This is a genomic window from Rhodococcus sp. DMF-1 (genome assembly GCF_021441945.1).
In the GTDB taxonomy this organism is placed as follows: Bacteria; Actinomycetota; Actinomycetes; order Mycobacteriales; family Mycobacteriaceae; genus Rhodococcus; species Rhodococcus ruber.
Genome location: NZ_CP090442.1, coordinates 638922 through 665242, shown reverse-complemented (window position 1 = coordinate 665242; position 26321 = coordinate 638922). Strand labels below are relative to the sequence as shown.

Here is a 26321-nt window from a genome sequence, read left to right as displayed (position 1 = left end):
GGGCGCCGGCGCCGCCGCCGGACGGAATCAGGCCTGTGGCGCCAGTTCCCGGGCGGACACCGGCGACGTGTCGGTCGCCGCTGCGATGGCTTCTTCGAACTCGCGGTGACCGGCCTGCGACCCGAGCTGCAGCGCGAGCCGCACCAAGAACCCTTCCCGGTCGGACGGATCGACCTGGTCGAGCGCGTCGGACAGGCCGAGCCAGACGTTCTCACGACGCTGCTCGCCCTCTGTGAGGATCTGCGCCGGGCGCGCGGGAACCGCCGGTCCCTCGGGGGCCGTGCCGGCGCGGAGCGCGGCGGCGACGCCGGACAGGTCGCCGACCGGCACCCGGCACAGCAGCAGCCCGTCGGGCCGGATCACGAAGGCCTCGCCCGGGGTCGCGCCCAGCGCCTCGGCCAGGTCGGGCGCGTCGAGCACCGTGACATCATCGGAACCGTCGGCACCGGAACCGTCGGCACCGGAACCGTCGGCACCGGAACCGTCGGCACCGGAACCGTCGGCACCGACGACGACGGCACGCACGCTCTCCGGCGCCAGCGCGGCGGCGAGGTCGGCCGTGGCCGCCGCGAGCGCGGCGCTGCCGGCGGCGTCGAGCCCGAAGCCCACGACGGCGAACCCGGTGCCGCGCACCGCGTTGAGCGACGACTCGGTGCCGCCGCCGGCGGTGGCGACCCGCACGCGGCGGTCCTCGACGGGGTCGCCGGGCAGGACCCCGGTCAGGCCTTCCGCGACCGGCCAGGTCAGCGGCGACAGGCGGGCGTGGGTGGCGCTGGACTGGCGCGGGTTGATCAGTTCCCCGAATTCGGGGCGGTTCACGGCGAGCGCGAGCACGGCATCGCGGGTGGTGCGGTAGCCGTGGGTGCCCGGGGACATGATGAGCGTGGACTTACCGGCGTTGGCGACGTTCTGCTCCCACGCGTCGTGTCGTTCGATCGAGTACGCCTGCAGCAGCGCGCGGTCGGCGTTGCCGTGGACGACGGCGGCGAGCTGCCAGGCCAGGGTCTCGGCGTCCTCCATGCCGGAGTTCAGGCCGCGCACGCCGAAGATCGGCACGAGGTGCGCGGCGTCGCCGGCGAAGAGGAGGCGGTCGTGGGTGAACTCGCGCAGCGCGAGGGCGCGGGCGCTGTAGAACCCGTGCCACTCGAGCGTCCAGGGCAGGTCGTTCTGCAGCCAGTCCAGGTGCTTGGTGATGCGGGCCCGGATGGCGTCCTCGCGGGTCTCGATCTCCGCGTCCTCGGACGGATCGAGCTGGTAGTCGATGCGCCAGATGTTCTTCGGCTGCTTGTGCATGATGATCGTCGAGCCGGGGTTGCTGGGCGGATCGAACCAGACCATCCGCTCGGCGGGCAGCTCCGACTCCCAGTGGATGTCGGCGATGACGTAGCGGCCCTCGTAGTTGGTGCCCTCGAGTCGCAGACCGGCGAGCTCACGCATGCGGCTGCGGCCGCCGTCGGCGGCGACGACCCATGCGGCCCGCAGGTGGCGCTTGCCGAAGGCGGTGTCGACCTCCAGGGTCACCTGGTCGTCGTCGCGCAGGATGCCGGCGATGCTCGCCTGCCAGTGCAGGGTGATCAGCGGGTTCTGCTCGATGGTGTCGACGACGATCTGCTCGTACTCGGACTGCGAGACATTGATCATCGGCGGTCGCACGTCGAACTCGCGCTGCGGCATCCGGAAGTGCAGCACCTGCTGGTCACGGTAGAAGCTGCGGCCGCCGACCCAGGGCAGGACGATCTTCTCCAGCTCGGCGCCGAAGCCGAGACGTGCGGCGGCCTCGAGGCTGTGCCGGGAGATGCAGATGGCACGGCTGCCGAAGGAGACCTGGTCTGCCGCCTCGAGGATCGTCACGGGGATGCCGCGCTGGGCGAGGCCGAGGGCGACGGCCATGCCGACGGGTCCGGCTCCGACGACGACCACGGGCAGCGCCTCGGCGTCGGGTTGCATCGACGCGAAGTCGGAGGCGGGGTACTTGCGGGGCTGGTAGTAGGTCGACATGTCTCAGGCCACTTCCTGCTCGGACCGACGGGACTGCGCCACCGCGACCGCCGGGTCGTGCGGGTGACGGAGAAGGAGGATGCTGACCAGGCTGACGAGCGCGATCAGCACGAAGTACGCGGTGACGGCGAGCGAGGTGCCGAAGGCCGCGAAGAGGGAGGTCGCCACGATGGGGGCGAGGCCGCCGCCGAGGATCGCCCCGATCTGGTAGCCGAGCGACGCGCCGCTGTACCGGATGTGGGCGGGGAACAACTCGGCGAACAGGGCGGACTGGGGTCCGGCGCAGGCACCGAGGACGAAGCCGAGGGCGACCATCGCGACGAGCATCACGGGCAGCATCGCGGTGTCCATCAGCGGGAAGAACAGGGCCGCGACGATCACGAGGGCGCTCGAGCTGATGATGTAGACCCGGCGCCGACCGATGATGTCGGACTTGTAGGCGCTGATCGCCATGCCGGCCATCCAGAACGGGCACGAGGCGATGAGCAGGAACAGCATCGTCGACTTGCCGAAGCCCAGCTCCGCTTCGCCGTACTTGAGGACGTAGACCATGTAGGCGTAGGCGATGCCGTTGGTGGCGACGAAGGTGCCGCCGGCGAGCAGCACGGTCTTCCAGTGCTTGACGAGGACCTCGGCGAGCGGGAGCTTGACCTCACCGGCCGCGTCGCGGCTGGCCTCGAAGTCGGCGCTCTCCTCGAGCCCGAGCCGGATCCACAGGGCGACGACGACGAGGACGGCGCTGAGCAGGAACGGCACGCGCCAGCCCCAGGCCGCGAAGGCGGCGTCGTCGAGGACGGCCGTCAGCGGCAGGAAGACGAGATTGGCGAGGAGGACGCCCGCGGGGACGCCGATCTGGGGGGCGGCGCCGTAGAGGCCGCGCTTGCCGCGCGGGGCGTTCTCGGTGGCGACGAGGACCGCGCCGCCCCATTCGCCGCCGACGCCGAGGCCCTGGACGAAGCGCAAGGCCACCAGCAGGATCGGGGCGGCGACGCCGATGGCGGCGTAGTTGGGCAGCAGGCCGATCGCGACGGTCGCGAAGCCCATCAGCAGCAGCGAGGTGACGAGCATCGACTTGCGGCCGACGCGATCGCCGAAGTGACCCATGACGATGCCGCCGATGGGCCGGGCCACGAAGCCGACGGCGAGGGTCGCGAAGGCGGCGAGGGTGCCGGCCAGTTCGGAGGTTCCGGGGAAGAACTGCGGCCCGAGCACGAGGGCCGCGGCGGTGCCGTAGATGAAGAAGTCGTACCACTCGATCGCGGTGCCGACGAAGCTGCCGAGCGCGGCCTTGCGGGCCTTGCGCTGCAGTACCTCCGGCGAGGGTGCCGGTGCGGTGATCGTCATGGATGCTTGCCTTTCACGATGCGGCCCGCGTCACGGCGGACCCGGCAAGCATGACCCCCATCACAAGCCGTTGAAAAGCTCAACTATTCGCGCTGGTTCCCCGGAAAATCCGTGGTACTCCGGGTCGGCGCAGGTCAGGACCTCGCGGACGGTGCCCCGCCGGTGGACGCGAAGTGAATGAAGGCTCGTGTCACCCGGCTGAGCATCGAGTCCTGATGCCACGCGACGACCACGTCGACCGAATCCGGAACCGGGTCGACGAGCGGCCGGACGACGAGCGGAAGATTCTCGTACGTCACGTCGAGCGGGGGCCGCTGCAGCAGCAGGGTCCACCCGAGTCCACGGCCGACGAAGGCTCGCGCCGTCTCGTAGTTGGAGGTGCGGTAGGCGACGCGCGGCGCGAACCCCGCGCCCCGGCACACCTCCATCGCGTGGTTGCTGCTGGGCGGCGCGTCGAGCAGCACCATCGGGTCGTCGCGCAGATCGGCCAGCCGCACCGGACCGTCCCCGCCGGCGAGACGGTGGTCGGAGCCGAGCAGCACCGTCGGCTCGCGCGTCATCAGGGTCGCCTTGCGCCATTCCGCGGACAGTTCGAGGTCGTAGACGATCGCGAGGTCGAGTTCGCCGTTGTCGAGCTGGGTGCGCAACCGGTTCTGGGTGTCCTCCCGGAACTCGACCCGCGCCCGCGGGAAGCGCTGGGTGAATCCGGCGAGCAGCGCGGGCAGCACCGTCGGTCCGAGGGCGGGATAACACCCGATGGCGACGGGTCCGGCCACACCGCCGCCCGCGCCCACCGCGTCCGCCTGCAGTTCGCCCGCCTGGTGCAGCAGCACGCGGGCGCGGGCGAGCACCGCCTCCCCCATCGCCGTCAGCTGCACGCCCCGCGCCCGCCGTCGCACGGCCAGCTGCGTCTGGAGCGACTTCTCGAGGTCGGTGAGCGCCGCGGACAGCGCGGACTGCGACAGGTGCAGCCGCTCGGCGGCGCCGCTGATCGTTCCCGTCTCGGCGACGGCGACGAACGCCGCCAGCTGACGCATGGTGAAGGTGGGAACCGCGTCGGGCCGGGTCATGCAGGCAACGGTATCGAGCGGGAGCCTTCCGTCCCCAGCGGGAGGTTGTCGCCGGTGCCACTCGACGGATGGCGCAGCGACCGCCCGGTGGTCGCGGCAACCTCCCGCTCCCCGGGTCCGCGCCGGTCCGGCGGGCGCGCAGCAGCAGCAGCGCGACATCCCGACCTCGACTACGCGCGGCGGGGCCGGGCACCGGTGCGGTGCCCGGCCCCGGGTGACGCGGATCAGGCGCTCAGGTCGACGTCCTTGCTCTCCTTGACGAACAGGGCCAGGACCACGGCGCTGAGGGCGCACCCGGCGACCAGATAGACGATCACGCTGCCGATGGAGCCGGAACCGGCGTACAGCGCGGCGACGATGACCGGGGTGAAGCCGGCGCCGAGCAGGCTGCCGATCTGGTAGCCGAGCGACGCGCCGGTGTAGCGGGCGCGGGTGCCGAACTGCTCGGCGAGGAACGCCGGCATGGGACCGAACGTCAGCGACTGCAGGACCGAGCAGGCGATCACGAAGGCCAGCACGACCAGCAGGAAGTTGCCGGACGAGGCGAGCTGGAACAGCGGCCACGCCAGGACGACCATGCCGACGAAGCCGGTCATCATGACGGGCTTGCGCCCGTAGGTGTCCGACAGCCGGGCGGCGCCGAGGATGCCGAAGATCGCGACGAACTGGCAGATCGCGAAGGCGTTGAGGCCGGCCGAGCGCGACACGCCGTTCTCGGCGGCGTAGCTGATCACGAACGTCGAGAACAGTGCCTGGATCACGAACGGCGCGGTGCACACCAGTCCCGCGAGGATCAGGGTGCGGGGGGCCCGCACGATCGTCAGCAGCGGGATGGGTTCCTTGGTGTGGGACTTCTTCTCCTCGGCGGCGCGCAGGGCCTCCTCGAAGACCGGGCTTTCGGCGATCCGGGCCCGGACGAACAAGCCGACAGCGAGCAGGACCGCGGAGAACAGGAACGGGATGCGCCAGCCCCACGAGAGGAAGTCGTCCTCCGGCAGCTGGGCGGCGAGCGAGAGGGCGACCGTGCCGAGCACGGCGCCGGTGGGTCCGCCGGCGTTGGTGAACGCCGCCGCGAAACCGCGGTTGCGGCCCTTGACGTGTTCGAGCGACATCAGCGCCGCCCCGCCCCACTCGCCGCCGATCGCGATGCCCTGCACGGCGCGCAGCAGGATCAGCATCACCGCGCCCCAGGTGGGGATCGCCGGGACGAGGCCGATGAGGAACGAGGCGACGCCCATGATCGTCATCGACAGCATGAGCATCTTCTTGCGGCCGACGCGGTCGCCGAAGTGGCCGAAGACGATGCCGCCGAGCGGACGGGACAGGTAGCCGATGGCGAACGTCGCATACGAGGCGATCAGCGCGAGGCCGGGGCTCAGGTTCGCGAAGAACACCGGACCGAACACCAGCGCGGAGGCGGTCGCGTAGAGGATGAAGTCGTAGAACTCGACGGTGCTCCCGAGGTAGCTCGAGAAGACGACGCGACGGATGTCCTTGTTCCGCTCCGCCGGTGCGGCGACGGCCGTGCGTTCTGGGTCAGCGAGGGTCATGGTGGGTCCTTACTTTGCGAGGACGATGCTAGATCCGGTCGGCGGGGCCGCTCAGAAGGGGTAAGCGGGCACGTCGCGGCTGACGGTGATCCAGCGCGACTCGGTGAACGCTTCGATGCTGTTGGCGGCACCGCCGAAGCGGGCACCGTTGCCGGAGGCGCCGAGACCGCCGAACGGGATGTTGGCCTCGTCGCCGACGGTCTGGTCGTTGATGTGGGCGATGCCGGTGGGGATCCGGTCCGCGAGCGCGAGACCCTTGCCGACGTCGCGGGTGAAGATGCCGAGCGAGAGCCCGTAGTCGGTGTCGGTGGCCAGCGCCACCGCCTCGTCGAGGGACGAGAACTTCACGACCGGAGCGACGGGCCCGAACACCTCCTGGGCGTAGGCGGGCGCACCGGCCGGGACGTCGGCGAGGACGGTGGGCCGGTAGAACAGGCCCTCGTAGGTGCCGCCGGCGACGAGCCGGGCGCCGGCATCGACCGACGCGGTGACCAGGGCATGAATCTTCTCGAGCTGACCCTGGTCGATGATCGGCCCGAGCGCGACCTGCTCGGTGACGGGGTCGCCGACGGGCAGTGCCTCGGCCTTGGCGGCGAGCTGGGCGACGTACTCGTCGTAGACGGACTCGTGCACGATGTGCCGACCGGTGGTCATGCACACCTGGCCCTGGTGCAGGAAGGATCCGGCGGCACCGGCCGAGACGGTGGCGGCGAGGTCGGCGTCGTCGAGCACGACGATCGCGGAGTTGCCGCCGAGTTCGAGGTGGACCTTCTTGAGGTTGCGGGAGGCGGCGGCACCGACGGCCCGGCCGGCCGGGGTGGAACCGGTGAAGGAGATCACCGGCACCCGCGGGTCGTCGACGAGCGCGGCGCCGACGTCGGCGCCGGCGGGCAGCACGGACAGCACCCCGGCCGGCAGGCCCGCCTGCTCGAAGATGCGGGCGAGCGCCACGCCGCCGCAGACCGCGGTACGCGGGTCGGGCTTGAGGATCACGGCGTTGCCGAGGGCCAGCGCCGGCGCGACGGAACGGATCGCGAGGATCAACGGGAAGTTGAACGGCGCGATGACACCGACGACCCCGACGGGGACCCGCTTCGACATGCTCAGACGCGGTGCCTCGCTGGGCAGGATCTCGCCGAGCGCATGGGAGGGCAGGGCCGCACCCTCGTAGCACTCCTGCGCCGCGACGTGCGTCTCGAGCTGCGCCTTGGGACGCAGGGAGCCGGACTCGCGCATGATCCAGCGCTCGATCTCGTCGGCGTGCTGCTGCCACAGGTCGCCGGCCCGGCGCATGACCGCGGCACGCTCGGTGTGCGGGCGGGCCGCCCAGTCGCGCTGGGCCGCGACGGCACGGTCGACCGCGCGCTCGAGGTCCCCCTCGTCGGCGAGGCCGGCGCTGCCGAGCGTCGCGCCGGTCGCCGGTTCGACGACCTTGATCTCACCGCCCCCGCCGGGGGTCCAGTCCCCGGTGAAGATTTTTCCCTGCCAGATGGATTCGTCGAGAAGGGCCATCACGAACTCCTTGTGTACGGGTGCCGGACCGGCCGGCGGGCGACGCGGGACGCGGCGGGCGCGATTGCGGGTGAAGGGACGGCCGAGACGGCCGGACAGTGCGGGCCGCACGGTGCGGGCTGGGCGCTCGCTCGGTGGAGCGAGCTCTCCGTTCGGCCCCTGAAGTATGGGTCACGTCACATTGACGTGAAAAGTAGAATTAGCCGGTGATATTCCCCAGGTCTGCTCAACAACGGCGACATGCGGGACCGCGGGCGGCACCGGAGCCGGTCGCCGCCCGCGGATCGGCCGAGTAGGCAGGTCAGGAACTCGGCACGGCCGGGCCGAGAACGCCCCAGGTGCGCAGGATCTCATCCGGATCGTCCTGCCCGGGTACGGGCGGGGCCGTGGGCCGCCCCGCCGGTGTACGCGAGAAGCGGGGCGCGGGCGCGGGTTCGGGGTGACCGTCCCGGTACAGGAAGGTGCCCCGGGCGGTGAGGTGTGCGTCCGCGGGCGCCTCGGTCATCGAGAGGATCGGCGCGACACACGCATCGGTGTCCCGGAAGATCGCCGCCCACTCGTCGCGGGGGCGGGTGGCGAACACGCCGGCGATCCGCGCGCGCAGCTCCGGCCAGCGCCGACGGTCCCACTGCCCCGGCAGCGCACCGTCCGCGTCGAGGCCGAGGCCCGCGAGAAGCCGCGCGTAGAACGGTGGTTCGAGGGCCGCGACCGCGACGTGCCGCCCGTCGGAGGCCTCGTACACGTCGACGAACGGTGCCCCGGAGTCGATGAGGTTGGTGCCGCGCTCGTCGTTCCATGCGCCGCCGGCGAGCATCGAGTACGGGTTGGCCATCAGGTGTGCGACGCCGTCGACGATCGCGGCATCGACGACCTGACCGCGCCCGGAGCGCTGCACCTCCCACAGGGCGGCGAGAATGCCGGACACGAGATACATTGCACCGCCGCCGAAATCGCCGACCAGACTGAGGGGCAGCTGCGGCGGTCCCCCGGCCCGACCGATCGCGTGCAGCGATCCGACCAGGGCCTGATAGGTGGGGTCGTGCCCGGCACGCTGCGCGAGCGGCCCGTCCTGCCCCCAGCCGGTCATCCGGCCGTAGACCAGTTTCGGGTTGCGCGCCCAGCAGTCCTCGGGGCCCAGACCCAGGCGCTCGGTGACGCCGGGCCGGTAGCCCTCGATCAGCACATCGGCCTTCTCGGCCAGCGCGAGCACGGTGGCGAGCCCGTCGGGGTCCTTCAGGTCGGCGGCGATCATCCGTTTGCCGCGCTGGAGGGTGTCCAGCCGCGGGTCGATGGGCATGGTGAACCCGGCGCCGGTGCGTTCGACGCGCACGACGTCGGCGCCCTGGTCGGCGAGGAACATCGCGGCGAACGGCGCGGGACCGAGTCCCGCCAGTTCCACGACCTTCAGTCCGGCCAGCGGGCCCTGCCGAGATTCGGTCATCGTGATCTACTCCTGCAGGTGAGGGTGCGGCCGGCGGCACACGACACGGCCGCCGGCCAGGGGTTCGTTACCGTCTAGACTCCGACGAGTTCGCCGACGGTGACGGTCTGCTTGCCCTCGGTGATGTGGGTGGCGATGAACTCCTCGTTGAGTTCGATCCCGAAGCCCGGCCCCTCGTTCGGGTAGAGCTTGCCGTCGGAGAAGACCGGGACGTTCAGGGCGATGTCCTGCGTGATCGTCTGCTCGGCGTTCTCCCACTGGTTGTTGATGATCAGCGGACCGAGGTTCTCGTGGGTGAACTGCGACGCCCAGTTGTTGGCGATCATCAGGTGCGCCGAGGGGCTGGCCTCGAGACCGGAGCCGATCATGCACCCGCTCATGACGGCCATGTCGGCGAGGCGGGCCATCGTCAGCCAGCGCTGCGCCTTGAGCAGGCCGCCGGCCTTCTGCATCTTGATGAACAACCCGTCGGCCGCGCGACGTTCGATGATCTCCCGGATGTTGTGCAGCTCCTGCGCGGACTCGTCGGCGAAGATCGGCGTGTCGATGCGGGTGCGCAGGCGCGCCATGCCCTCGATGTCCCAGTGCGGGACGGGCTGCTCGATGCACTCCATGCCGTACCGGTCGAGCCGGCGCATCGTCTTCAGGGCCTGGTCGTAGTTCCAGAAGCCGTTGGCGTCGACCACGATCCGCGCCGAGTCACCGAGTGCGGCCCGGACCTCGCGGACGTTGTCCACGTCGTGGTCGGAGTTGCCGTCGGACTTGAGCTTGATCAGGCAGAAGCCGTTCTCGTGAGCCTGGACGGCCTCGGCGACCACCTGGTCGACCGGTCCGGCGGACGCGACCCAGCCCTGCACGGAAGCCTCGGCGTTCTTGCCGCCGAGCAGCTGGTACACCGGTACGCCCAGCGCCTTGCCCTTGAGGTCGTGCAGCGCGAAGTCGACGAGCGCCTTGGCCTGGTTGTTGTCGCGGACGAACGTGTCCATCTGCCCGACGATCTTCTCGATGTTGAGCGGATCCTGGCCGATCAGGAATGCCGGGGCGATGTGGTTCGCGATCATCGCCGTCATCGACTCCTGGGTCTCCCCCCGGTACCAGGTGGAGGTGTCGCCGCTGTCGCCGTAGCCGACGATTCCCTCGTCGGTGTGCAGCTTCAGCACGACGGAATGGATGTGGGTGATCCGGGTTCCCGGCATGATGAACGGCTTGACGAGCGGGGTGGAGACCGGGATCAGTTCGACCTTGGTGATGATCATGCGACGTGCTCCTGAGCAGACGAAGGAATGACGGTGGCGCCGGCGTCGGCCAGAGCCGTGAGTTCTGCGGTGTCGAGGCCGGCCTCGCGGAGGATCTCGACGGTGTGCTCGCCGACGAGCGGAGCGCGGCGCTCGATCGTGCCCGGGGTGTGGGAGAGCTTGGCAGGGATGCCGGGGACGGTGACCGCGCGGCCGTCGTGCGGGTGCGTGACGGTCGGCAGCATGTCGCGGGCCCGGAAGTGGGGGTCCGCGAAGATGTCCGCGGCGTCGAGGATCGGGCCGAGCGGCACCTTGCCGCCGAGCAACTCGACGAGTTCGGCGACGGTGTGGGTGCGGGTCCAGGCGTTGACCACCTCGTAGACGGCGTCGCGGTTGAGCCACCGGTCGTGGTCCGTGGCGAACCGGGGGTCGTCGACGAGTTCCGGCTGACCCATGACGGCGGCGAGCTTGGCCCACTGCGGATTGTGCGGGGCGCCGAGCGCGACGACGCCGTCCTTCGCCTGCACCGTGTCGAACGGCGCGAATCCCTGCAGCTGGTTGCCGAGCGGCCCGGGGACCTGACCGGTGTGGCCGTAGGTGTTGACCACGACCTCGGAGATCGCGAGCACGGCGTCGGCCATGGCGACGTCGACGTACTGGCCCTGCCCGGTGCGCTCGGCGTCCCGCAGCGCGGCGAGGATGCCGAACGCGGCGAACAATCCCGGAACGGTATCTCCCACACCGGATCCCACCCGGACGGGGTGCGCGGCGTCGGTCCCGGTGATGGACATCAGACCGCCCATGGCCTGCGCGACGATGTCGAAGGCCGGCCAGTCCCGGTAGGGGCTGTGCCCGCCCGTCTTGTCGCCGAAGCCGCGGATCGAGGCGTAGACCAGGCGGGGATTGCGTGCCGCGAGGGTGTCGTAGTCGAGACCGAAGCGGTCCATGACGCCGGCGGTGAAGTTCTCGACGACGATGTCGGCGTCGTCGATCAGGCGCAGCAGTACGTCGCGGGCCTCGGGCTTCTTCAGGTCCAGCACGAGCGACCGCTTGTTGCGATTGGCCGACTGGAACACCCCGCCGTAGTCGCGGGGTTCGTCGTCGGAGGCGAACGGGCCGGCGTAGCGGAGGAAGTCGCCGCGCGGCGGTTCCACCTTGATCACGTCGGCGCCCTGGTCGGCGAGCAGCGACGTGCAGAACGGCCCGGCGAGGGCCTGGGTGAGGTCGACGACCCGCACCCCGTCGAGGGCGCGGCGGGCAGTGGTGTTCATGCGGTGGCCTCCCGCCCGAGCAGCGCGCGGCCGATGACGACCTTCTGGATCTGCGGGGTGCCCTCGCCGATCTCGAGGCCGGAGACGTCGCGCAGCATGGCCTGCAGCGGCAGTTCCTCGGCGAAGCCGCTGTGGCCGTGGGCGACGATGCAGTCCCGGATGGTCTGCAGCGAGACCTCGGTGGCGTAGAGCTTGGTCATCGCGGCCTCCTTGGTGAAGGGCTTGCCGGCGTCGGCGAGGGAGAGGGCGCGGTAGGTGAGCCAGCGGGCCGCCTCGAGCTTGGTGGCGTTCTCGGCGATCGGGAAGGACACCCCCTGGAACGAGGAGACCGGCCTACCGAATGCCTTGCGGGACTTGACGTAGTCGATGGTGATGTCGAGGGCCTTGCGGGCGACGCCGGTCGACATCAGGCCGATGACCGAGCGGGTGTAGTCGAATTCGCTCATGACGAGCCGGAATCCGTTGCCGACACCACCGATGACGTACTCGTCCGGGACGAACACGTCGTCGAGGAACACCCCGGCCCGGCCGAGCGGCTTCCAGCCGGCGTCCGGGAACTTCTGCATGCTCACACCCTCGGCGTCGAGGGGCACGAGGAAGGCGGTGACGCCGGATTCCTCCGGGGTGGCGCCGCGGGCCTTGACGAACGTGATCATCGCCTTGGCGTGCGGAGCGAAGGTGATGGACGTCTTCTCGCCGTTGAGCTTCCAGCCGCCGTCGACCTTCTCTGCCTTGGCGCGCATGGCCATCGCGTCCGAGCCGCTGCCCGGCTCGGTCAGGCCGAGGGCGACGACGTGGCGGCCCTCGACGATGCCGCGCACCCAGTCCTTCGCGACCTCGGGGGCGAGGAAGCGCTCGAGCAGCGGGCCGGTGAGGTTGTTCGTGTAGGCGAGCTGGGTGAGATAGAAGTTCGAGTAGGCCAGTTCCTCGTGGGCGATGCCGAGGTGGGTCTTGGTGAGCACCTCGCCGATGCGGCCCTGGCCGCCGTTCTCCTCGGAGACGCCGAGCCCGAGAAGGCCCTGCGCGGCCATCTTCTCGGCGAGATCCCACGGGAACTCCTCGCGGTGGGCGCGTTCGAGGTAGCTCTCGGCGTGCGGTGCCGCGAACTCTCGGACCCACTGGGCGAACTCCTCGTATTCCGGCGCGAAGAGAACCGGCGGGTGCAGGGCGTCCGTGGCAGACATGATCGATCTCCTCGAAGTGGTTGTGAATCAGCGCTTGTCGTCGGCGCCGGGAAGAACACCCGGGCCGCGCGCTGCCGATCAGCGCGTCGGAACCCAGTATGTCCGCAGTCACAACCCCAGAAAAGAACAAGAATGTGTTGATGGTTATGAGTAAATGTGTGGTGTGTCTTTCGGGCGGCCCTGGCAGCCCAAAGGAGACACCGCCTACAACTGTGGCACCCGGACCGTGGCGAAGGAGATGAACTCGCGCACCACACGGCTCAGGATCACGTCCGGGCGCCACGCGATGACCAGCCGCACCGGATCGAGCGCCGGCACGTCGATCGGCAGCAACACGATCTTCAGGCCCCCGTAGGTGCGGTTGACCTGCGGCTGGTGCAGCATGATCGTCCAGCCCAGGCCCCGGCCGACGTACGCCCGCACGGTCTCGTAGTTCGCCGACCGGTACTCGATCCGGGGCGTGAACCCGGCCCGTGCGCACACCTGCAGCGCGTGGGTCGATGCCGGGGCCGCGTCGAGCAGCACCATCGGTTCGTCCCGCACCGCCGCCAGCTCCACCGGGCCGGGCGTCGCCGCCAGCCGATGGCCCGCCGCGACGACCAGGGCCGGGCGTCTCGTCATCAGCGTGGCGGTACGCCAGGTCGGCGGCAGCTCGAGGTCGTAGGTGATCACCGCGTCCAGCGCCCCGCCTTCGAGGCGCTCGGCCAGCTCGTCGGCCATCGCCTCCCGGAACTCGAGTGACACCCGCGGATGCAGGTCGGTGAACTCGGACAGCATCGGCGGCAGGATCGTCGGCCCGACCGTCGTGTAGCACCCGATGGCGAGACGGCCGGCGAGCTCGCCGCCCGAACCGAGCATCTCGTCCTCGATCTCGCTCGCCTGCTGCAGGAGCGTCCGCGCCCGGGCCAGGAGCGACTCCCCGGCCGGCGTGAGCTGCACGCCGTGGGCGCGGCGGCGCACGCACAGCTGCGTCGAGAGGGCCTTCTCGAGTTCGGTGACCGCCAGCGACACGGCCGACTGCGAGACCAGCAACCGTTCGGCCGCCGCGCTGATCGTGCCGGTCTCGGCGACGGCGACGAAGGCGACCAGTTGCCGCATCGTGAAGGCCGGCGCCCGATCGCTGCTCATGAATCGATCATATGGGCGGTCCGCCCCGGGGCCGTCAGGCGTCGGGAGCGGTCGTCAGCGGCACGTCGCCGTCCGGCCGCCGGCGGGGCTCGGCGACCCGGTGCAGCCCCCGGCCCAGCTTGCCGACCCCGGTGGTGCCCGCCCCGACCGCCCGGCCGCCCAGGGTGCGGGCGCTGTCGCCCAGCGTGCGGGCACTGTCGCCCAGCGTGCGGGCACTCTCGCCGAGGGCACCGCCCGCGGCCCGGACCGGCTTGCCCAGCTCCACCAGGTTCTCGGCCACCGCCGGGTCCTCGGCCTCGAGAGCACGCTGCGCGGCGCTGCCGAACGCCGCGGCGACGTCGTCCAGGTCCGTGCGGAACCGGGCGATGTCCCGCTTCACCCGGGCGGACGACAGCCACCGCACCAGTTCGAACGGCGTGAGGCCCGCGTAGCTCGCGAGCCGCGCGCGGGCGCGCAGCAGCAGCGCGACGTCCCGCTCGACGCGCCCGGCCAGCGACGTGCCGATCGTCGCGCGTTCGTGCTCGAGCCGGTCCGGTTCGGTGGTACGCACCTGCTCGAGCCGCAGCCGCTGCCACAGGTTCAGCGAGTCCTCGACGAGCACGAGCAGCTGCAGCGTCTCCCCGAGCCGGTCGGTCGCCACGGCCTGCTGCAGGCAGGCCACCCGGTCCTGCGCGGGTGCGTCGACGGCGAGCCCGTCGAGCAGCCGTCCGGCGTGGGCGTGGAGCCGCTCGGCTCGATCGGCGAGGACGTCGCCGAGCCCGCGCACCGATTCCCAGTCTGCAGCGCGCAGCCGGCCGGTGCCGTCCAGGATCCCCGCCACCCGGGTCAGCGCGTTGTGATGGTCGACGGCGTCCCCACCGTCGGGGGCACCGACCAGCTCGAGGATCTCCGCGGAGAGCTCGTGCACCCGCGCGACGGCGGCCTCCACCGAGACGATCGCGGCCCGCAGGGCGCGGGCGACGGCGTCGTCGGCGGGACCCGGTTCCTCGAGGTGCACGTCGTCGGTCATGGCTCCATGGTGCTACGTGCGCGCGACGGACGCAGCAGGATCCTTCGCGGCGAGCAGGTGGCGGATGCCGTAGCCGGTGACGAGGGCGGTCACGAACGCCATCAGCAGGCCGCCGAGCACCCCGATCGCCGCGACGAGCCACCACGGCTGACCGGGTTGCCACAGCGGGGTGCACACCAGGAGGAACACGGTGAGGCCGGCCAGCCACGCGGCTGCGGTCCACACGATCCAGCGCCCGGCACGGGCGACGTGCCGGCGCAGCTCGAGCCACTGCGCGAATCCGATGGACGCCAGCAACGCCACGCCGAAGACGACTCCGAGCGCGATCGGGAGCGCCATCGGCCATGCGGACCACGTCTCGTGGAACGTCGAGGGCGACATCCCGAGCAGGTAGGCGCACGCCGCGGCGACGCCCGTGCCCAGCACCCAGCGCCGCACCGACATCGCCGGCAGCCGGCGTCGCAGCACCCGCGCCTGCGACCAGCCCAGCACCGACCCCTCGACGACACCGGCGGCCATCAGCGCCGGTAATGCCGCGGCACTGTCGAACAGCACGGCCCCGACGACGGCGGGAACGAGGAATCCGGCGAACTCCCCCGCCGTCGCCGACACGGTCCAGTCCCGCAGCAGGCTCATCGGCCGAGCCCCAGCCGGGCCGCCAGTTCCGGCCCGCCGACCTGCCGGACGAAGTCCGGGTCCCCGCACACCATCAGCTGGTCGCGGGCCCGGGACAGCCCGACGTACAGCCGCTCGCGGGAACGCTCCTGCGGCTGTGTCTCGTTCACCGCGAGCACCACCGCCCGGCGCTCGAGTCCCTTGAAGCCGAGGACATGCCCGTAGAAGACCTGTTCGGTGTCCCAGAAGCTGTCCCAGTACGCCGCGTTGCCCTCGGCCTGCCGCGCCACCTGCTCCGGGTGCCGGCTGCCCGTCGCGAGCAGCGCGACGTCGCCGGGCCGCCAGCCCTCGTCGAGCAGGGCGTCGATCCGGTCGTCGGCCACGGCGAGCGCCTCGTCGCCGCGGCACGTGACGAACTGCACGTCGGGGCCGTCGCCGCCGAGCAGCCGCATGCGCTGCCCGACGAGCGGACCGAAGGTCCCGGCGATCTGCCGGGTGTTGCGCAGGTTGTGGTCGAGCACCAGCGGAACCAGGGGCACCGGGGGCCGGCCCTCCCGGTCGAACACCCGCTGCGCCTCGTCGGTGAACACGTGGATGCCGCTGGTCTCCTCGTCGCGCAGGGCGGCCATGATCGGATCCCACCAGGCGTCGGCGAAGTCCTGCGCCTCGTCGACGACGACCGCGTCGAAGCGCTGTCCCTCCGGCAGGGACCGGGCCAGTTCCGTCATCTGGGCGGGCAGGTCGTGTTCCCAGAAGCGCACGGTGTCGGCGGTCCGCAGCGCCTCGTCGGGGCCTTCGGCCGCACCCCACAGCCGGCCGAGGGCGTGGAACTCGCCGACGTAGGCGGGCCGCTTCTTCCGGTTCCACGTCGCGGTGATCCGCTGCAGGTAGGACGCGAGACCGTGCGAATAGCAGATCAACGCGACGCGCTGGTGCTGCTCGGCGAGGCGCCGGGCCTGCTCGAGCGCGAGGAACGTCTTCCCCGTGCCGGCGCCGCCGCGCACCTCGACACGGGTCAGCAGGCGGGTCGCGTCGAGGATGACGGCCTGCTGCTCGGTGAGCCGGTCCGCGGCGTCCTCGTTGGCGACGGCGCGCGAGACCACGTCGCGCTGCGGCAGGCCCCGGCCCGCGAGGACCTCGGCGAACCGGTCGACGCCGTCGGCGGTGAGGGCCGGCCGGTCGAGCTCCTGCTTGTCGAGCACCGCCCGCAGTCGTTCGGCGATGCTGCCGAGGTCGTTGCGATCGATCACCTTCCACCGCGGACACTCGGGCAGGGCGAAGTCGGCGCGGATCTCGGTGTGGGGCAGGACGACGAAGTGGTCCCAGCGCAGCCGGCCCTGCGTCCAGCGAGGATCGGCCTCGACGTAGCGCCGCAACGCGTAGCAGGACTGGAGCACCTGCCGGACCGGATCGATCGACCGGTCCTTGCCCTGCCGGGCCTGCACCCACTGGAAGCCGTCGTGCCACACCTGACCACCCTTGACCTCGAGGCACACGATGCCGTGGCCCTCGAGCGCGACGACGAAGTCGATCTCGTGGTCCTTGAGGTGGTCGGTGACCCGCAGGCCCGCCGCGACGAGATCCCCGTCGCCGAGCTGCCGGACGAGTGCCTCCCAGACGAGGCGTTCGGCGTCGTTCGCCAGCAGTGGGCGCTCGGGTCTGCGGATCGGCATGCGCTCAGCTTGGCACGCGCACCCACGCCTGCTCGAGCAATGCGGTCACTTCGGCCTCGTGCCGGGCCCGGTAGGCACTGAGCACCCGGCGCGGGCGGGTCTCGTCGCCCAGACCGACGGCGGCCGCGAAGGCCGGCGCGACGCCCTCCTCCGGCACGATCTCCGGGGCCGAGTGGCCGATGAGGGCGAGTGCCTTGCGCAGCGGTTCGGCGTTGTCGGCGACGGTGCGCAGCGGGAGCACGTCGAACCGTCCGCCGGGGTGGAACTCGAGGAACATCTCGTTGCCCTCGTCCACTCCGAGATCCTCGAGGAACCGTCGCACGCTGCCGAGATGCGGGGACGCACCCGTCCAGCGCACGACCTGGGTGCCCAGCCGGGACGACAGGGCGACCTCGCGTCCCGGGGCGCAGCCGATGACGCCCGCGACCGCGGACGGCACCGGGAAATCGGCGCCGCGCAGGTGGTCCCGCGTGGCGGTGACCCGCAGCCGCCACACGTCGCCGAGGCGGTAGAGCCGGCGGGTGCGGTGCGGGGGCTTGACGCTCACGTGGGTGCGACGGCGCCGGCGCACCCGGCCGTCGACGATCTCGAAGTCGCCGCTGCCGGCGAAGATCCGGGCGCTGGTCGGCGACACCCCGAAGCGTTCGACCAGACGGTCGACGACACGGTCGAGGTCGGCGGAGCCGCCGTCGGCGTCGACGATCCGGGCGATGCGGCCGCGCACCGCGCCCGCCTCGTCGGTCTCCCATTCGGTGAGCGACCACCGGCCGTTCTCGGCGAGCGAGAACCGCTCGTCGGCGCCCATCGCGTCGATCACGGCGGCGGGACCGGCGGGGGTGCCCATGCGGTCGACGAGCTCCGCGGCCGTGAGCGGATCCCCGATCACCTCGAGCACCGCGGCGGCGTGATCGGCGAACGCGGACTGCCGGGTCAGAGCACGGCCCTCGAACATCGGGACGCCGCACCGGTGCAGCCACGCGGCGAATTCCGCGGCGGGCAGGTTCCACACGACGGCGACGGCTGCGGGTTCGACGACCCCGTTCGGGGATTCGAACTCGGCGAGCAGCGCGTGGGTGTGGCGCTCGGCTTCGGGGAGGCCCGGGACCGCGACCCACCCGTCGGCCACCTCGAAGCGATCGTCGAGGCGCGCGAGCGCCCGCCACAGCGGCACGTCGAGTCCCGGGACGGGCTGGGCCAGCTCCGGTCGCAACCCCAGGATCCGCTCGAGGGCGGCGACGGGGCGGACATCGACGCGCAGCGCCGCGAGCAGATCGCCGACGGCGGTGCCGAACGCGAAGGTCGACGGAGCGTCCGGGTCCGGTGGCTCGTCGCCGAGCACCCGGCGGCGGATCGCGTCACGCTCGGGTGCGGACAGCCCGGCGACGTACGCGGCGAGCTCGTCGAGGGCCCGCTGCGGCGCGGGCACCGGCAGGTCGCGGGCGGTCAGGGCGGCGATGCGCGCGGCGACCTGCTGGATCTCCTCGGGGGTGCCGTCCTCGAGTTCGACCCGCACCAGCGGCCGGTCCGGGTCGGCGCGCAGCGCGCGCCACCGTGCGAGCGCGACGAGGTCGTCGAGCAGCAGCGACAACGCGGGCGGGAGCGTGGGGGCGTCGGTCGCCACTCGCAGCGACGCCGGATCCCGCAGGATGGCGAGGACGAGGACGGCCTGCACGATCTGGTGCACGGTCTCCGGGCCCGCGCCGCGCACGGAGAACAACGCGGCGGGCGTGTAGCCGAGCAGACCGGCGGTGGTCGCGGCGCGGGGCAGCCGCGCGACGGTGGCGGCGGCCCGGGTGCCGAGACCGAGCGCGGCGACGGGGACGTCGACGGTGTCGGCGATGCCCGCGGAGAACACCAGATCGGGATGCTCGGTGACGTAGATGCGGGCCAGTTCCCCACAGATCGCCACGACGTCGGCGGAGGCGGCGGTCTCCGCCGGGGACCGGCGTTCCCACCAGCGCTCGTCGGGTGCGAGGGCGGCCAGTTGCGCGTTGCGGGCCGAGCCGTACCGGTCGAGCCACGGCATCAGGTCGATCCAGACGTACTCGCTGAGCATCCCGGGGGACAGTGCAGTCGACCACAGCGACACGACCCGGTGCTCCTCTTCGATGCGCGACTGGCGACCGCGGTCTCGTGCGGGACGCCCGCCGGGGACTCTACCGGCCGGCGGTCCGGCCGATGCACGACGACCGGATCAGCCGAGTTGGTCGGCGCGCCGGACCAGCATGTCCCGCAGCCGGGCCGTGTCCCGCTCACCGAACCCGATCTCGGGGAGACGGTCGAGGCCCCCGGCGATCCCGCGCCGGATCCCGTCGAGCATCCGGGTGACGGCGCGTTCGGGCACCCCGAGCCGGCCGCCGGACTCGACGAAGTGGCGGCGGGTGAGCTTGTTGCCCTTGCCGTACAGGTCGAGGGCCATCGGGTCGCGCCAACCGAGGTAGGGCTGGGTGCACAGGAGGTCGTAGGCCGGGGTGACGGCCCACAGCCCGGCCTCGGTGAGGCGGATCGAGAAGTTCTTCCCGTGCAGGTCGCCGTTGCCGACGGCGTACGAGTACGCCACCAGCCGCAGCAGTTCGAGGGTCGCGACGCGGGCCGATCCGCCGCCGCGCTCGCACGCGGCGGCCAGCGCCTCGACGACGCGTTCGGTCTTCAGCCGGTACTTGGCCGCCGGGTAGACACCGAGGACCTGGCAGGCGTCCTCCTGCGCGGTGCGGTGGACGGTGTGGCCGGGACCGATCCATCGGTCGAAGCGGGCGACGAGCAGTCCCGCGTTGCCCCTGCGGTCGTAGACCAGCTGGTGTCCGGCGACGGCGAGGCCGCAGGCGGTCGCGAGACCCATGAAGAAGTGCTCGTTCTCGACCAGGCGGGGGTAGCCGCGGGGCGGTGCGAGTTTGAGGATGGCGGGGCCCTGCACCGTCGCGACGGGGGCGGAGTACATCTGGGCCGACACCTTCGCCTGCACTCCCGGCAGGGAGGTCGGGTCGAGGACGACGGACTCGTGGCCGGAGATCCGGTCGAACAGCTCGTGCAGGTCCTCACGCCGGACGGCCTCCGGGTCCAGCAGGAGCGTCGACGTCGGGGGCCGGGCGCCGGCGGGGAGCACCCGCACATCACCGATGGTGTCCGCGCCGACCGCCATGAGAATGGTGAGGTGGTCGTCTTCGGAGGTCTTGGTGGCGGCGACGGCGCCGCGGAGCCGGATGCCTTCGGGCAGCAGGCCGGCGAAGAACGGGGGCACGCTGCCGCCGCCGGCGCGGACCTCCTCCGCGGTCTTCGGCACCGTCCACGCGAGGGCGGGGGCGGCCGGATCGTCGAGGTAGTCCTGCGCGTACCGGAACACGACATCGTGGCCGTCCCGGGCGAGGTGCCCGGCCAGCCGGTCGCCCTTGTACACGTCGGCGCTGTCGACGGCGACGAGGCGTTCGACCACCCGGCTCACCCGGCCCGGTCGCCGCGCGTGGTGAGGGTCAGGTCGCAGCCCAGCGCGTCGGCGATGGCCACGACGAGATCGAGTTGCACGGTGGCGCGGCCGGACTCGAGCGACTGCACGCTCGAACGCGACACACCGGCGAGGTCGGCCAGTTCGGACTGGGTGAGGCCGAGCCGGTGCCGACGGTCGACGAAGTGGTCACCGAGACCGCCGCGTCCCGTGCGGGCGCGACGACGGGGCGTGGCCACGGCCTCTCCTCTCTGTGCTTGCGACGGCAGGCATTGATGCGAGTGTGCCCCCACTGCGCGCGATTGTCCAGGGTTGTGCCTGCCATGACAGGCTCAAGGAGGAGAGGGTGCGTCTGCCGACGCGCGTCCGCTGCTTCGGCCTGCCCTCGCAAGCCCAGCGTGCGGGCGGTCAGGGTGTGACGCGCTCCGGTTCGACCTCGAGCTGGGCCGCGGGCCGGAGCCGCAGCAGCACCAGACCCGCGACGGACGCCACGATCAGTGACCCGACGGCGCCGTGCACATGCAGCGCGTTGACGGCGACCCCGGCGCCGACCAGCCCCACCAGCAGCGCACACCACAGAACGACTTTCGCGACCACCATGACCCAAGCACCTTCCCGAGGCCCCCTGCCCGAGAGGAAGAATAGTGCGCCAGGTCACACGAGCGCGGGAGGGTCGCGGCGTGTCCACCACGGGGAACGCATCGCACCCGCTGCGGCGCAGCACAGGGCACACCGCTGCGGCGCAGCACAGGGCACACCGCTGCGGCGCAGCACAGGGCACACCGCTGCGGCGCAGCACAGGGCACACCGCTGCGGCGCAGCACAGGGCACACCGCTGCGGCGCAGCACAGGGCACACCGCTGCGGCGCAGCACAGGGCACACCGCTGCGGCGCAGCACAGGGCACACCGCTGCGGCGCAGCACAGGGCACACCGCTGCGGCGCAGCACAGGGCACACCGCTGCGGCGCAGCACAGGGCACACCGCTGCGGCGCAGCACAGGGCACACCGCTGCGGCGCAGCACAGGGCACACCGCTGCGGCGCAGCACAGGGCACACCGCTGCGGCGCAGCACAGGGCACACCGCTGCGGCGCAGCACAGGGCACACCGCTGCGGCGCAGCACAGGGCACACCGCTGCGGCGCAGCACAGGGCACACCGCTGCGGCGCAGCACAGGGCACACCGCTGCGGCGCAGCACAGGGCACACCGCTGCGGCGCAGCACAGGGCACACCGCTGCGGCGCAGCACAGGGCACACCGCTGCGGCGCAGCACAGGGCACACCGCTGCGGCGCAGCACAGGGCACACCGCTGCGGCGCAGCACAGGGCACACCGCTGCGGCGCAGCACAGGGCACACCGCTGCGGCGCAGCACAGGGCACACCGCTGCGGCGCAGCACAGGGCACACCGCTGCGGCGCAGCACAGGGCACACCGCTGCGGCGCAGCACAGGGCACACCGCTGCGGCGCAGCACAGGGCACACCGCTGCGGCGCAGCACAGGGCACACCGCTGCGGCGCAGCACAGGGCACACCGCTGCGGCGCAGCACAGGGCACACCGCTGCGGCGCAGCACAGGGCACACTGTTGCCCATGAACTCGGAGGAGATCCTGCGCCCTCTCGAAGGCATCCGCGTCCTCGAACTCGGCAACTACATCGCCGCGCCCACCGCGGGCCGGCTGCTCGCCGACTTCGGCGCGGAGGTCATCAAGGTCGAACGGCCCCGCACCGGCGACGAACTGCGCAACTGGCGCCTGTACGCCGGGGACACGTCGATGCTGTACCGCACGGTGAACCGCAACAAGAAGTCCATCGTGGTGGACCTGCGCACCGAGGCGGGCCGGGCCGTGATCCTCGATCTGGTGCGTCACTGCGACGTGCTGCTCGAGAACTTCCGGCCCGGCACCCTGGAGAGGTGGGGAATGGGCCCCGAGGTGCTCGCGCAGATCAAACCGGACCTGGTGATCACCCGGATCTCCGCGTTCGGCCAGACCGGCCCGCTCGCGGAGCGTCCCGGATTCGCGGCCGTGGCCGAGGCCGTGGGCGGGTTCCGGGAACTCGTCGGGGACCCGGACCGGCCGCCGGTGCGGGTGGGGGTGTCGATCGGCGACTCCATCGCCGGGCTGTACGCGGCCTTCGGCTCGGTCACGGCGCTGCTGCAGCGGCAGCTGATCGGGTCGCTGCCGCCGGCGAACCGGGTCGTCGACGTCGCCCTGAACGAGTCGATGCTGTCGATGATGGAGTCGCTGATTCCCGACTACCTCGCCTACGGGGTCCGGCGGGAACGGGTGGGCGGCCGCATGGAGGGCATCGCCCCCTCCAACGCCTATCCCTGCTCGGACGGCACCTCCGTGATCATCGCCGGGAACGCGGACGCCATCTTCCAGCGCTACATGCGCACCATCGAGCGACCCGACCTCGCCGACGATCCCGACCTCGCCACCAACGCCGGTCGCTGGGCCCGCCGGGAGGAACTCGACGCCGCGATCGCCGACTGGACGCGGCGTCGGCCGCGCGACGAGGTGCTCGGGATCCTCGACGCCGCGGGGGTGCCGAGCGGGCCGATCTACACGGCGGCCGACATCGTCGACGACGAGCAGTACCGGGCGCGGAACATGATCCAGCACTTCGCCGTCGACGTCGGCGAGGACGAGCCGAAGCAGGTCGGGTTCCCGGGCATCGTCCCCGTGCTCGGCGGCCGGTCGCTGCCCATCCGCCACGTCGGACCGGATCTGGGCGAACACACCCGCGAGGTGCTCGGGGGTCTGCTCGGCCGGACCGAGGCCGAGATCGACGAGCTCCTGGAGGTGGTGTCGTGAGTGGCGGTGTGGTGCGCGGTGGTGTGATGAGCGGTGGTGTCGTGAGTGCCGGGGCACCGCAGCTGCGCGACGTGACCCTGCGCGACGGGCTGCAACTGACCGGCAAGGTGCTGCCCACCGAGCGGAAGGCGCAGATCGTCCGCGCCCTGCTGGCCGCCGGCGTGCCGCAGCTAGAGATCGGCTCGATGGCCCGGCCCGACCTGGTCCCGCCGATGGCCGGCACGGTCGAGCTGATCGGGATGCTCACCCCCGAGGAACTCGACCGCTGCTACATCTGGGTGGCCACGCCGCGGCACGTGGAGAAGGCGGCCGCCGCCGGCGCCCGGCACTTCCAGTACTGCCTGTCGGTGTCGGACGCCCACAACCGCGCCAACATCGGACGGGACACCGACGCGAGCCTCGCCGCGATGCCCGCCGCGGTGGAACACACCCGCGCCGCCGGCGGCACCATCCAGCTCTGCCTCGCCACTGCATTCACGTGCCCGTTCGACGGGCCCGTCGACCCCGACCGGGTGCTCGAGATCGCGTGCGACCCGCGCGCCGACGGCGCCGCCGACATCGTCCTCGCCGATACCCTCGGTCAGGCCGTGCCCGCGCAGGTCACGGCGCTGGTGTCCCGGGTACGTGCGGACTCTCCCGCCCGCCGCATCGTCTTCCACGGCCACGACACCTGGGGCCTGGGCGTCGCCAACAGCCTCGCCGCGATCGAGGCGGGCGCCGCGGTGGTGGACGGCTCGCTCGGCGGACTCGGTGGTTGCCCCTTCGCACCCGGCGCGAGCGGCAACACCGCGAGCGAGGACCTGCTGTTCGCCACCCGGCCCGCGTGGCTGACCCCGCCGGTGTTCGCCGACCTGGTCCGGCTGGGCGAGTCCGTCGTCACCGAGCTGGGCGAGCCGAACCGCTCGCGCGCCGCGCAGGGTGCCCGATCCGAGGCCGCGGCGTTCGAATGGGTGGTGCGGCGGTGAAGGTGCTGATCGCCCCGGACAGTTTCAAGGGCACGTACCGCGCCGCCGAGGTGGCCGCCGCCGTGGCGGCGGGCGCGGAATCGGCCGGGCTCGAGACGATCCGGATGCCGGTCGCCGACGGCGGTGACGGCACCCTCGAGGTGCTCACCGGCCCGCTCGGTCTCGAGCTGATCGAGATCGACTCCGTCAATCCGTGGCGCGCCCCGTGTTCGGGTTCGTTCGGGCTCGGCGAGGACGGCACCGCGGTCGTCGAGCTCGCCACCTTCAGCGGAATCACCACACCGCACAAGGGCTTCCGCGATCCGATGACGGCGGACACCTACGGCACCGGGCTGGCGATGGCCGAGGCCGTGCGGCGCGGCGCCACGCACGTCGTCGTCGCGGCGGGAGGATCGGCCACGACCGACGGTGGGCTCGGTGCGATCGCCGCCGTCATGGACGCCGGCGGCCTGGGTACCGCCACCGTCACGGTGCTGACGGACGTGACGACCCGCTACGCCGATGCCGCCCGGGTGTTCGGCCCGCAGAAGGGCGCGGACGCGACGACCGTGGAGCGGCTCACCCGCCGCCTCGAGGACGCAGCCGTGACGTTGCCGCGTGATCCGCGGGAGGTCGACGGCACCGGCGCGGCCGGGGGTTTCGCCGGCGGCATGTGGGCGCAGTTCGGCGCGGATCTGCGCTCGGGAGCCGACTTCGTGCTCGACGCTGTCGGTTTCGACACCGCACTCGCCGGCGCCGACCTCGTTGTCGTCGGCGAAGGACGCCTCGACGGGCAGTCCCGCTCGGGAAAGATCGTCTCGGCGATCCTCGCCCGGGTGCACGCGGCGCCGGTTGTGGCGGTGGTGGGATCCGTGGGCGACGATCTCGGCGACTACCGGGACCGGTTCGCGGAGATCATGGTCGCCACCGATCTCGACGCCCTGCGCGCGGCCGGTGCCCGGCTCGCATCCCGCGCCTGAATCGAACGGCATTCCGGGGGAACGTCATTCGCACGGCGGGGCGGCGACGGTCGACGGCGGCGCGGGGGCGGGACGGGGGCCGAGATCGGGGTCGGACGCCCGCACCGACCAGCCCGCGGGACGGACCTGCGGAGTGTCGTCCCCTTGACACGGGACCGCGGTCGGCACCCCGGTGTCCGGGCCAGGACCGGCCGAGGGGGCGGGCACGGACCGGGCGGCGTCGGCCGGGCGCGGCGGCTCGGACGGTCCGGTCCCACCGATGGCGACGGCCAGCCCGCCGCCGAGCAGGACGGCCAGCGCGACGACGACCGCCACCAGCAGCGCGACTCGCCGTGACGACGGCGACGAGGGCGCCGGTAGCGGTTCGGTGCGTGCGGCCACGAGTGCGGCGCCGGTGGCCCGGTGCCACGGCCCGCCGTGCGGGGTCACGAACGGCACACCGACCGCCGCCGCCAGTGCACGGGCGGCGGCGACGTCGCCGGGGCGCAGGTCCGGGAACACCAGCGCCTCCGGTGCGACACCGGCGAGCGCCACAGCCTCGTCGGCGGCCTCCGGTAGTGCGGGCACGATCCGGCCGAAGTCGTCCTCCGCCGCGGCAACCGACGCGAGCACCGCTCCCGAGCGGAGGTCGGCGACCGACACGCGCACGGTGGCATCGTCGCGGCCGATCAGCACCACCGTCCGCACCCCGTCGAGTTCCGGGACCGCGGCGAGGAAGGCCAGCCGGGCCTCGTCGATCCCCACGGTCCGCACCTCGGTCGTCCCGGAGTCCGGGACGACCGTCGCGGGTGCCACCAGTCCGGCCCGGGTGAAGTGCACCTCCGCCCGCGCGGCACGCTCGGTCATCGCCGTGAACGCCCGGCTCACCGCCTCAGCCTCGGCACGGTCCCCCACGGGCCAGCGTTGCGTGTCGAACGGGCCGAGGGCCGGAACGTCGGCGTCCACGAGCACCGCACAGACCTCACCGGCATCGATCGCGACGCCGAGCACCGCACGCATCACTGCCCTTTCGCCGACGGGACGAGGCTCGAGCCTAACGCACGGCGAGGTGGGGACACGGCGAGCGGGAAGGGACACGCCGCGGTCGAGCAACCGCGCGGTCGGTGCCGG

21 protein-coding genes are annotated in these 26321 nt (G+C 72.2%); 3 read left to right on the top strand and 18 right to left on the bottom strand.

Annotated features, from left to right (window positions below; translation table 11 throughout):
• Window positions 1-27 precede the first annotated feature (27 nt).
• From LZP97_RS03220 to LZP97_RS03140, 17 genes are all read right to left on the bottom strand, one after another.
• Window positions 28-1998 carry an FAD-dependent monooxygenase gene (locus LZP97_RS03220; RefSeq protein ID WP_048773073.1) on the bottom strand — a complete coding sequence of 657 codons (1971 nt, stop codon included), beginning with the start codon at window positions 1996-1998 and terminating at the stop codon, window positions 28-30.
• A 3-nt stretch (window positions 1999-2001) separates the two neighbouring features.
• Window positions 2002-3342 (bottom strand): MFS transporter, encoded by a 1341-nt coding sequence (locus LZP97_RS03215; protein ID WP_017681877.1) that lies wholly within the window; start codon window positions 3340-3342, stop codon window positions 2002-2004.
• A 134-nt stretch (window positions 3343-3476) separates the two neighbouring features.
• Complete coding sequence (locus tag LZP97_RS03210) at window positions 3477-4412, bottom strand: LysR family transcriptional regulator (protein ID WP_040275651.1); 936 nt, start codon at window positions 4410-4412, stop codon at window positions 3477-3479.
• A 224-nt stretch (window positions 4413-4636) separates the two neighbouring features.
• A complete protein-coding gene (locus tag LZP97_RS03205; protein ID WP_010592360.1) occupies window positions 4637-5962 on the bottom strand; it encodes an MFS transporter in 1326 nt (441 codons plus the stop codon).
• A 51-nt stretch (window positions 5963-6013) separates the two neighbouring features.
• Window positions 6014-7474: a benzaldehyde dehydrogenase gene (locus LZP97_RS03200; RefSeq protein ID WP_048773122.1), complete on the bottom strand. Its 1461-nt coding sequence runs from the start codon at window positions 7472-7474 to the stop codon at window positions 6014-6016.
• Window positions 7475-7775: 301 nt separating this feature from the next.
• The gene (locus tag LZP97_RS03195; protein WP_048773078.1) at window positions 7776-8915 is read right to left on the bottom strand and encodes a CaiB/BaiF CoA transferase family protein; all 1140 of its coding nucleotides are present in this window, start codon (window positions 8913-8915) and stop codon (window positions 7776-7778) included.
• Between the two features lie 74 nt (window positions 8916-8989).
• Window positions 8990-10171, bottom strand: coding sequence for a mandelate racemase/muconate lactonizing enzyme family protein (locus LZP97_RS03190; RefSeq protein WP_048773081.1), 1182 nt, complete (start codon window positions 10169-10171; stop codon window positions 8990-8992).
• Window positions 10168-11421, bottom strand: a complete 1254-nt coding sequence (locus LZP97_RS03185) for a CaiB/BaiF CoA transferase family protein (protein ID WP_010592364.1) — start codon at window positions 11419-11421, stop codon at window positions 10168-10170. Before LZP97_RS03185 ends, LZP97_RS03190 begins: the two co-directional genes overlap by 4 nt.
• The gene (locus tag LZP97_RS03180) at window positions 11418-12605 is read right to left on the bottom strand and encodes an acyl-CoA dehydrogenase family protein (RefSeq protein WP_017681883.1); all 1188 of its coding nucleotides are present in this window, start codon (window positions 12603-12605) and stop codon (window positions 11418-11420) included. Before LZP97_RS03180 ends, LZP97_RS03185 begins: the two co-directional genes overlap by 4 nt.
• Before the next feature lie 204 nt (window positions 12606-12809).
• Window positions 12810-13733, bottom strand: a complete 924-nt coding sequence (locus LZP97_RS03175; protein WP_010592366.1) for a LysR substrate-binding domain-containing protein — start codon at window positions 13731-13733, stop codon at window positions 12810-12812.
• Between the two features lie 34 nt (window positions 13734-13767).
• Window positions 13768-14742, bottom strand: coding sequence for a hypothetical protein (locus tag LZP97_RS03170; RefSeq protein ID WP_010592367.1), 975 nt, complete (start codon window positions 14740-14742; stop codon window positions 13768-13770).
• A 12-nt stretch (window positions 14743-14754) separates the two neighbouring features.
• Entirely contained in the window at window positions 14755-15378 is a 624-nt protein-coding gene (locus LZP97_RS03165) for a hypothetical protein (RefSeq protein ID WP_010592368.1), read from the bottom strand.
• The gene (locus tag LZP97_RS03160; protein WP_040275642.1) at window positions 15375-17030 is read right to left on the bottom strand and encodes an NERD domain-containing protein; all 1656 of its coding nucleotides are present in this window, start codon (window positions 17028-17030) and stop codon (window positions 15375-15377) included. The genes LZP97_RS03165 and LZP97_RS03160 overlap by 4 nt, the downstream gene beginning before the upstream one ends.
• Before the next feature lie 4 nt (window positions 17031-17034).
• Window positions 17035-19119 carry a hypothetical protein gene (locus tag LZP97_RS03155; protein WP_017681885.1) on the bottom strand — a complete coding sequence of 695 codons (2085 nt, stop codon included), beginning with the start codon at window positions 19117-19119 and terminating at the stop codon, window positions 17035-17037.
• A gap of 105 nt (window positions 19120-19224) precedes the next feature.
• On the bottom strand, window positions 19225-20460 hold the full coding sequence (locus tag LZP97_RS03150; protein ID WP_048773123.1) for a type II toxin-antitoxin system HipA family toxin: 1236 nt from the start codon (window positions 20458-20460) through the stop codon (window positions 19225-19227).
• A 5-nt stretch (window positions 20461-20465) separates the two neighbouring features.
• The gene (locus LZP97_RS03145; protein ID WP_006941585.1) at window positions 20466-20708 is read right to left on the bottom strand and encodes a helix-turn-helix transcriptional regulator; all 243 of its coding nucleotides are present in this window, start codon (window positions 20706-20708) and stop codon (window positions 20466-20468) included.
• A 169-nt stretch (window positions 20709-20877) separates the two neighbouring features.
• Window positions 20878-21069, bottom strand: coding sequence for a hypothetical protein (locus LZP97_RS03140; protein ID WP_010592373.1), 192 nt, complete (start codon window positions 21067-21069; stop codon window positions 20878-20880).
• Between the two features lie 991 nt (window positions 21070-22060).
• On the opposite strand from LZP97_RS03140, the gene LZP97_RS03135 reads away from it, so the two are divergent.
• Genes LZP97_RS03135 through LZP97_RS03125 form a run of 3 tightly spaced genes read left to right on the top strand, consistent with a single transcriptional unit; the run spans window position 22061 to window position 25211 of the window.
• Window positions 22061-23287: a CaiB/BaiF CoA transferase family protein gene (locus tag LZP97_RS03135; RefSeq protein ID WP_017682394.1), complete on the top strand. Its 1227-nt coding sequence runs from the start codon at window positions 22061-22063 to the stop codon at window positions 23285-23287.
• Window positions 23288-23313: 26 nt separating this feature from the next.
• Entirely contained in the window at window positions 23314-24252 is a 939-nt protein-coding gene (locus LZP97_RS03130; protein WP_048772007.1) for a hydroxymethylglutaryl-CoA lyase, read from the top strand.
• Window positions 24234-25211, top strand: a complete 978-nt coding sequence (locus LZP97_RS03125; protein ID WP_048771708.1) for a glycerate kinase — start codon at window positions 24234-24236, stop codon at window positions 25209-25211. Before LZP97_RS03130 ends, LZP97_RS03125 begins: the two co-directional genes overlap by 19 nt.
• Before the next feature lie 24 nt (window positions 25212-25235).
• Here LZP97_RS03125 and LZP97_RS03120 read toward each other — a convergent pair whose 3' ends face one another.
• Window positions 25236-26210 (bottom strand): hypothetical protein, encoded by a 975-nt coding sequence (locus LZP97_RS03120; protein WP_048771711.1) that lies wholly within the window; start codon window positions 26208-26210, stop codon window positions 25236-25238.
• Window positions 26211-26321 lie beyond the last annotated feature (111 nt).

What these genes read in the sequence shown, in the direction of transcription:
- LZP97_RS03220 (WP_048773073.1), bottom strand. Translation starts at nt 1,998, where the DNA reads ATGTCGACCTACTACCAGCCCCGCAAGTACCCCGCCTCCGACTTCGCG.
- LZP97_RS03215 (WP_017681877.1), bottom strand. Translation starts at nt 3,342, where the DNA reads ATGACGATCACCGCACCGGCACCCTCGCCGGAGGTACTGCAGCGCAAG.
- LZP97_RS03210 (WP_040275651.1), bottom strand. Translation starts at nt 4,412, where the DNA reads ATGACCCGGCCCGACGCGGTTCCCACCTTCACCATGCGTCAGCTGGCG.
- LZP97_RS03205 (WP_010592360.1), bottom strand. Translation starts at nt 5,962, where the DNA reads ATGACCCTCGCTGACCCAGAACGCACGGCCGTCGCCGCACCGGCGGAG.
- LZP97_RS03200 (WP_048773122.1), bottom strand. Translation starts at nt 7,474, where the DNA reads ATGGCCCTTCTCGACGAATCCATCTGGCAGGGAAAAATCTTCACCGGG.
- LZP97_RS03195 (WP_048773078.1), bottom strand. Translation starts at nt 8,915, where the DNA reads ATGACCGAATCTCGGCAGGGCCCGCTGGCCGGACTGAAGGTCGTGGAA.
- LZP97_RS03190 (WP_048773081.1), bottom strand. Translation starts at nt 10,171, where the DNA reads ATGATCATCACCAAGGTCGAACTGATCCCGGTCTCCACCCCGCTCGTC.
- LZP97_RS03185 (WP_010592364.1), bottom strand. Translation starts at nt 11,421, where the DNA reads ATGAACACCACTGCCCGCCGCGCCCTCGACGGGGTGCGGGTCGTCGAC.
- LZP97_RS03180 (WP_017681883.1), bottom strand. Translation starts at nt 12,605, where the DNA reads ATGTCTGCCACGGACGCCCTGCACCCGCCGGTTCTCTTCGCGCCGGAA.
- LZP97_RS03175 (WP_010592366.1), bottom strand. Translation starts at nt 13,733, where the DNA reads ATGAGCAGCGATCGGGCGCCGGCCTTCACGATGCGGCAACTGGTCGCC.
- LZP97_RS03170 (WP_010592367.1), bottom strand. Translation starts at nt 14,742, where the DNA reads ATGACCGACGACGTGCACCTCGAGGAACCGGGTCCCGCCGACGACGCC.
- LZP97_RS03165 (WP_010592368.1), bottom strand. Translation starts at nt 15,378, where the DNA reads ATGAGCCTGCTGCGGGACTGGACCGTGTCGGCGACGGCGGGGGAGTTC.
- LZP97_RS03160 (WP_040275642.1), bottom strand. Translation starts at nt 17,030, where the DNA reads ATGCCGATCCGCAGACCCGAGCGCCCACTGCTGGCGAACGACGCCGAA.
- LZP97_RS03140 (WP_010592373.1), bottom strand. Translation starts at nt 21,069, where the DNA reads ATGGTGGTCGCGAAAGTCGTTCTGTGGTGTGCGCTGCTGGTGGGGCTG.
- LZP97_RS03135 (WP_017682394.1), top strand. Translation starts at nt 22,061, where the DNA reads ATGAACTCGGAGGAGATCCTGCGCCCTCTCGAAGGCATCCGCGTCCTC.
- LZP97_RS03130 (WP_048772007.1), top strand. Translation starts at nt 23,314, where the DNA reads ATGAGCGGTGGTGTCGTGAGTGCCGGGGCACCGCAGCTGCGCGACGTG.
- LZP97_RS03125 (WP_048771708.1), top strand. Translation starts at nt 24,234, where the DNA reads ATGGGTGGTGCGGCGGTGAAGGTGCTGATCGCCCCGGACAGTTTCAAG.
- LZP97_RS03120 (WP_048771711.1), bottom strand. Translation starts at nt 26,210, where the DNA reads ATGCGTGCGGTGCTCGGCGTCGCGATCGATGCCGGTGAGGTCTGTGCG.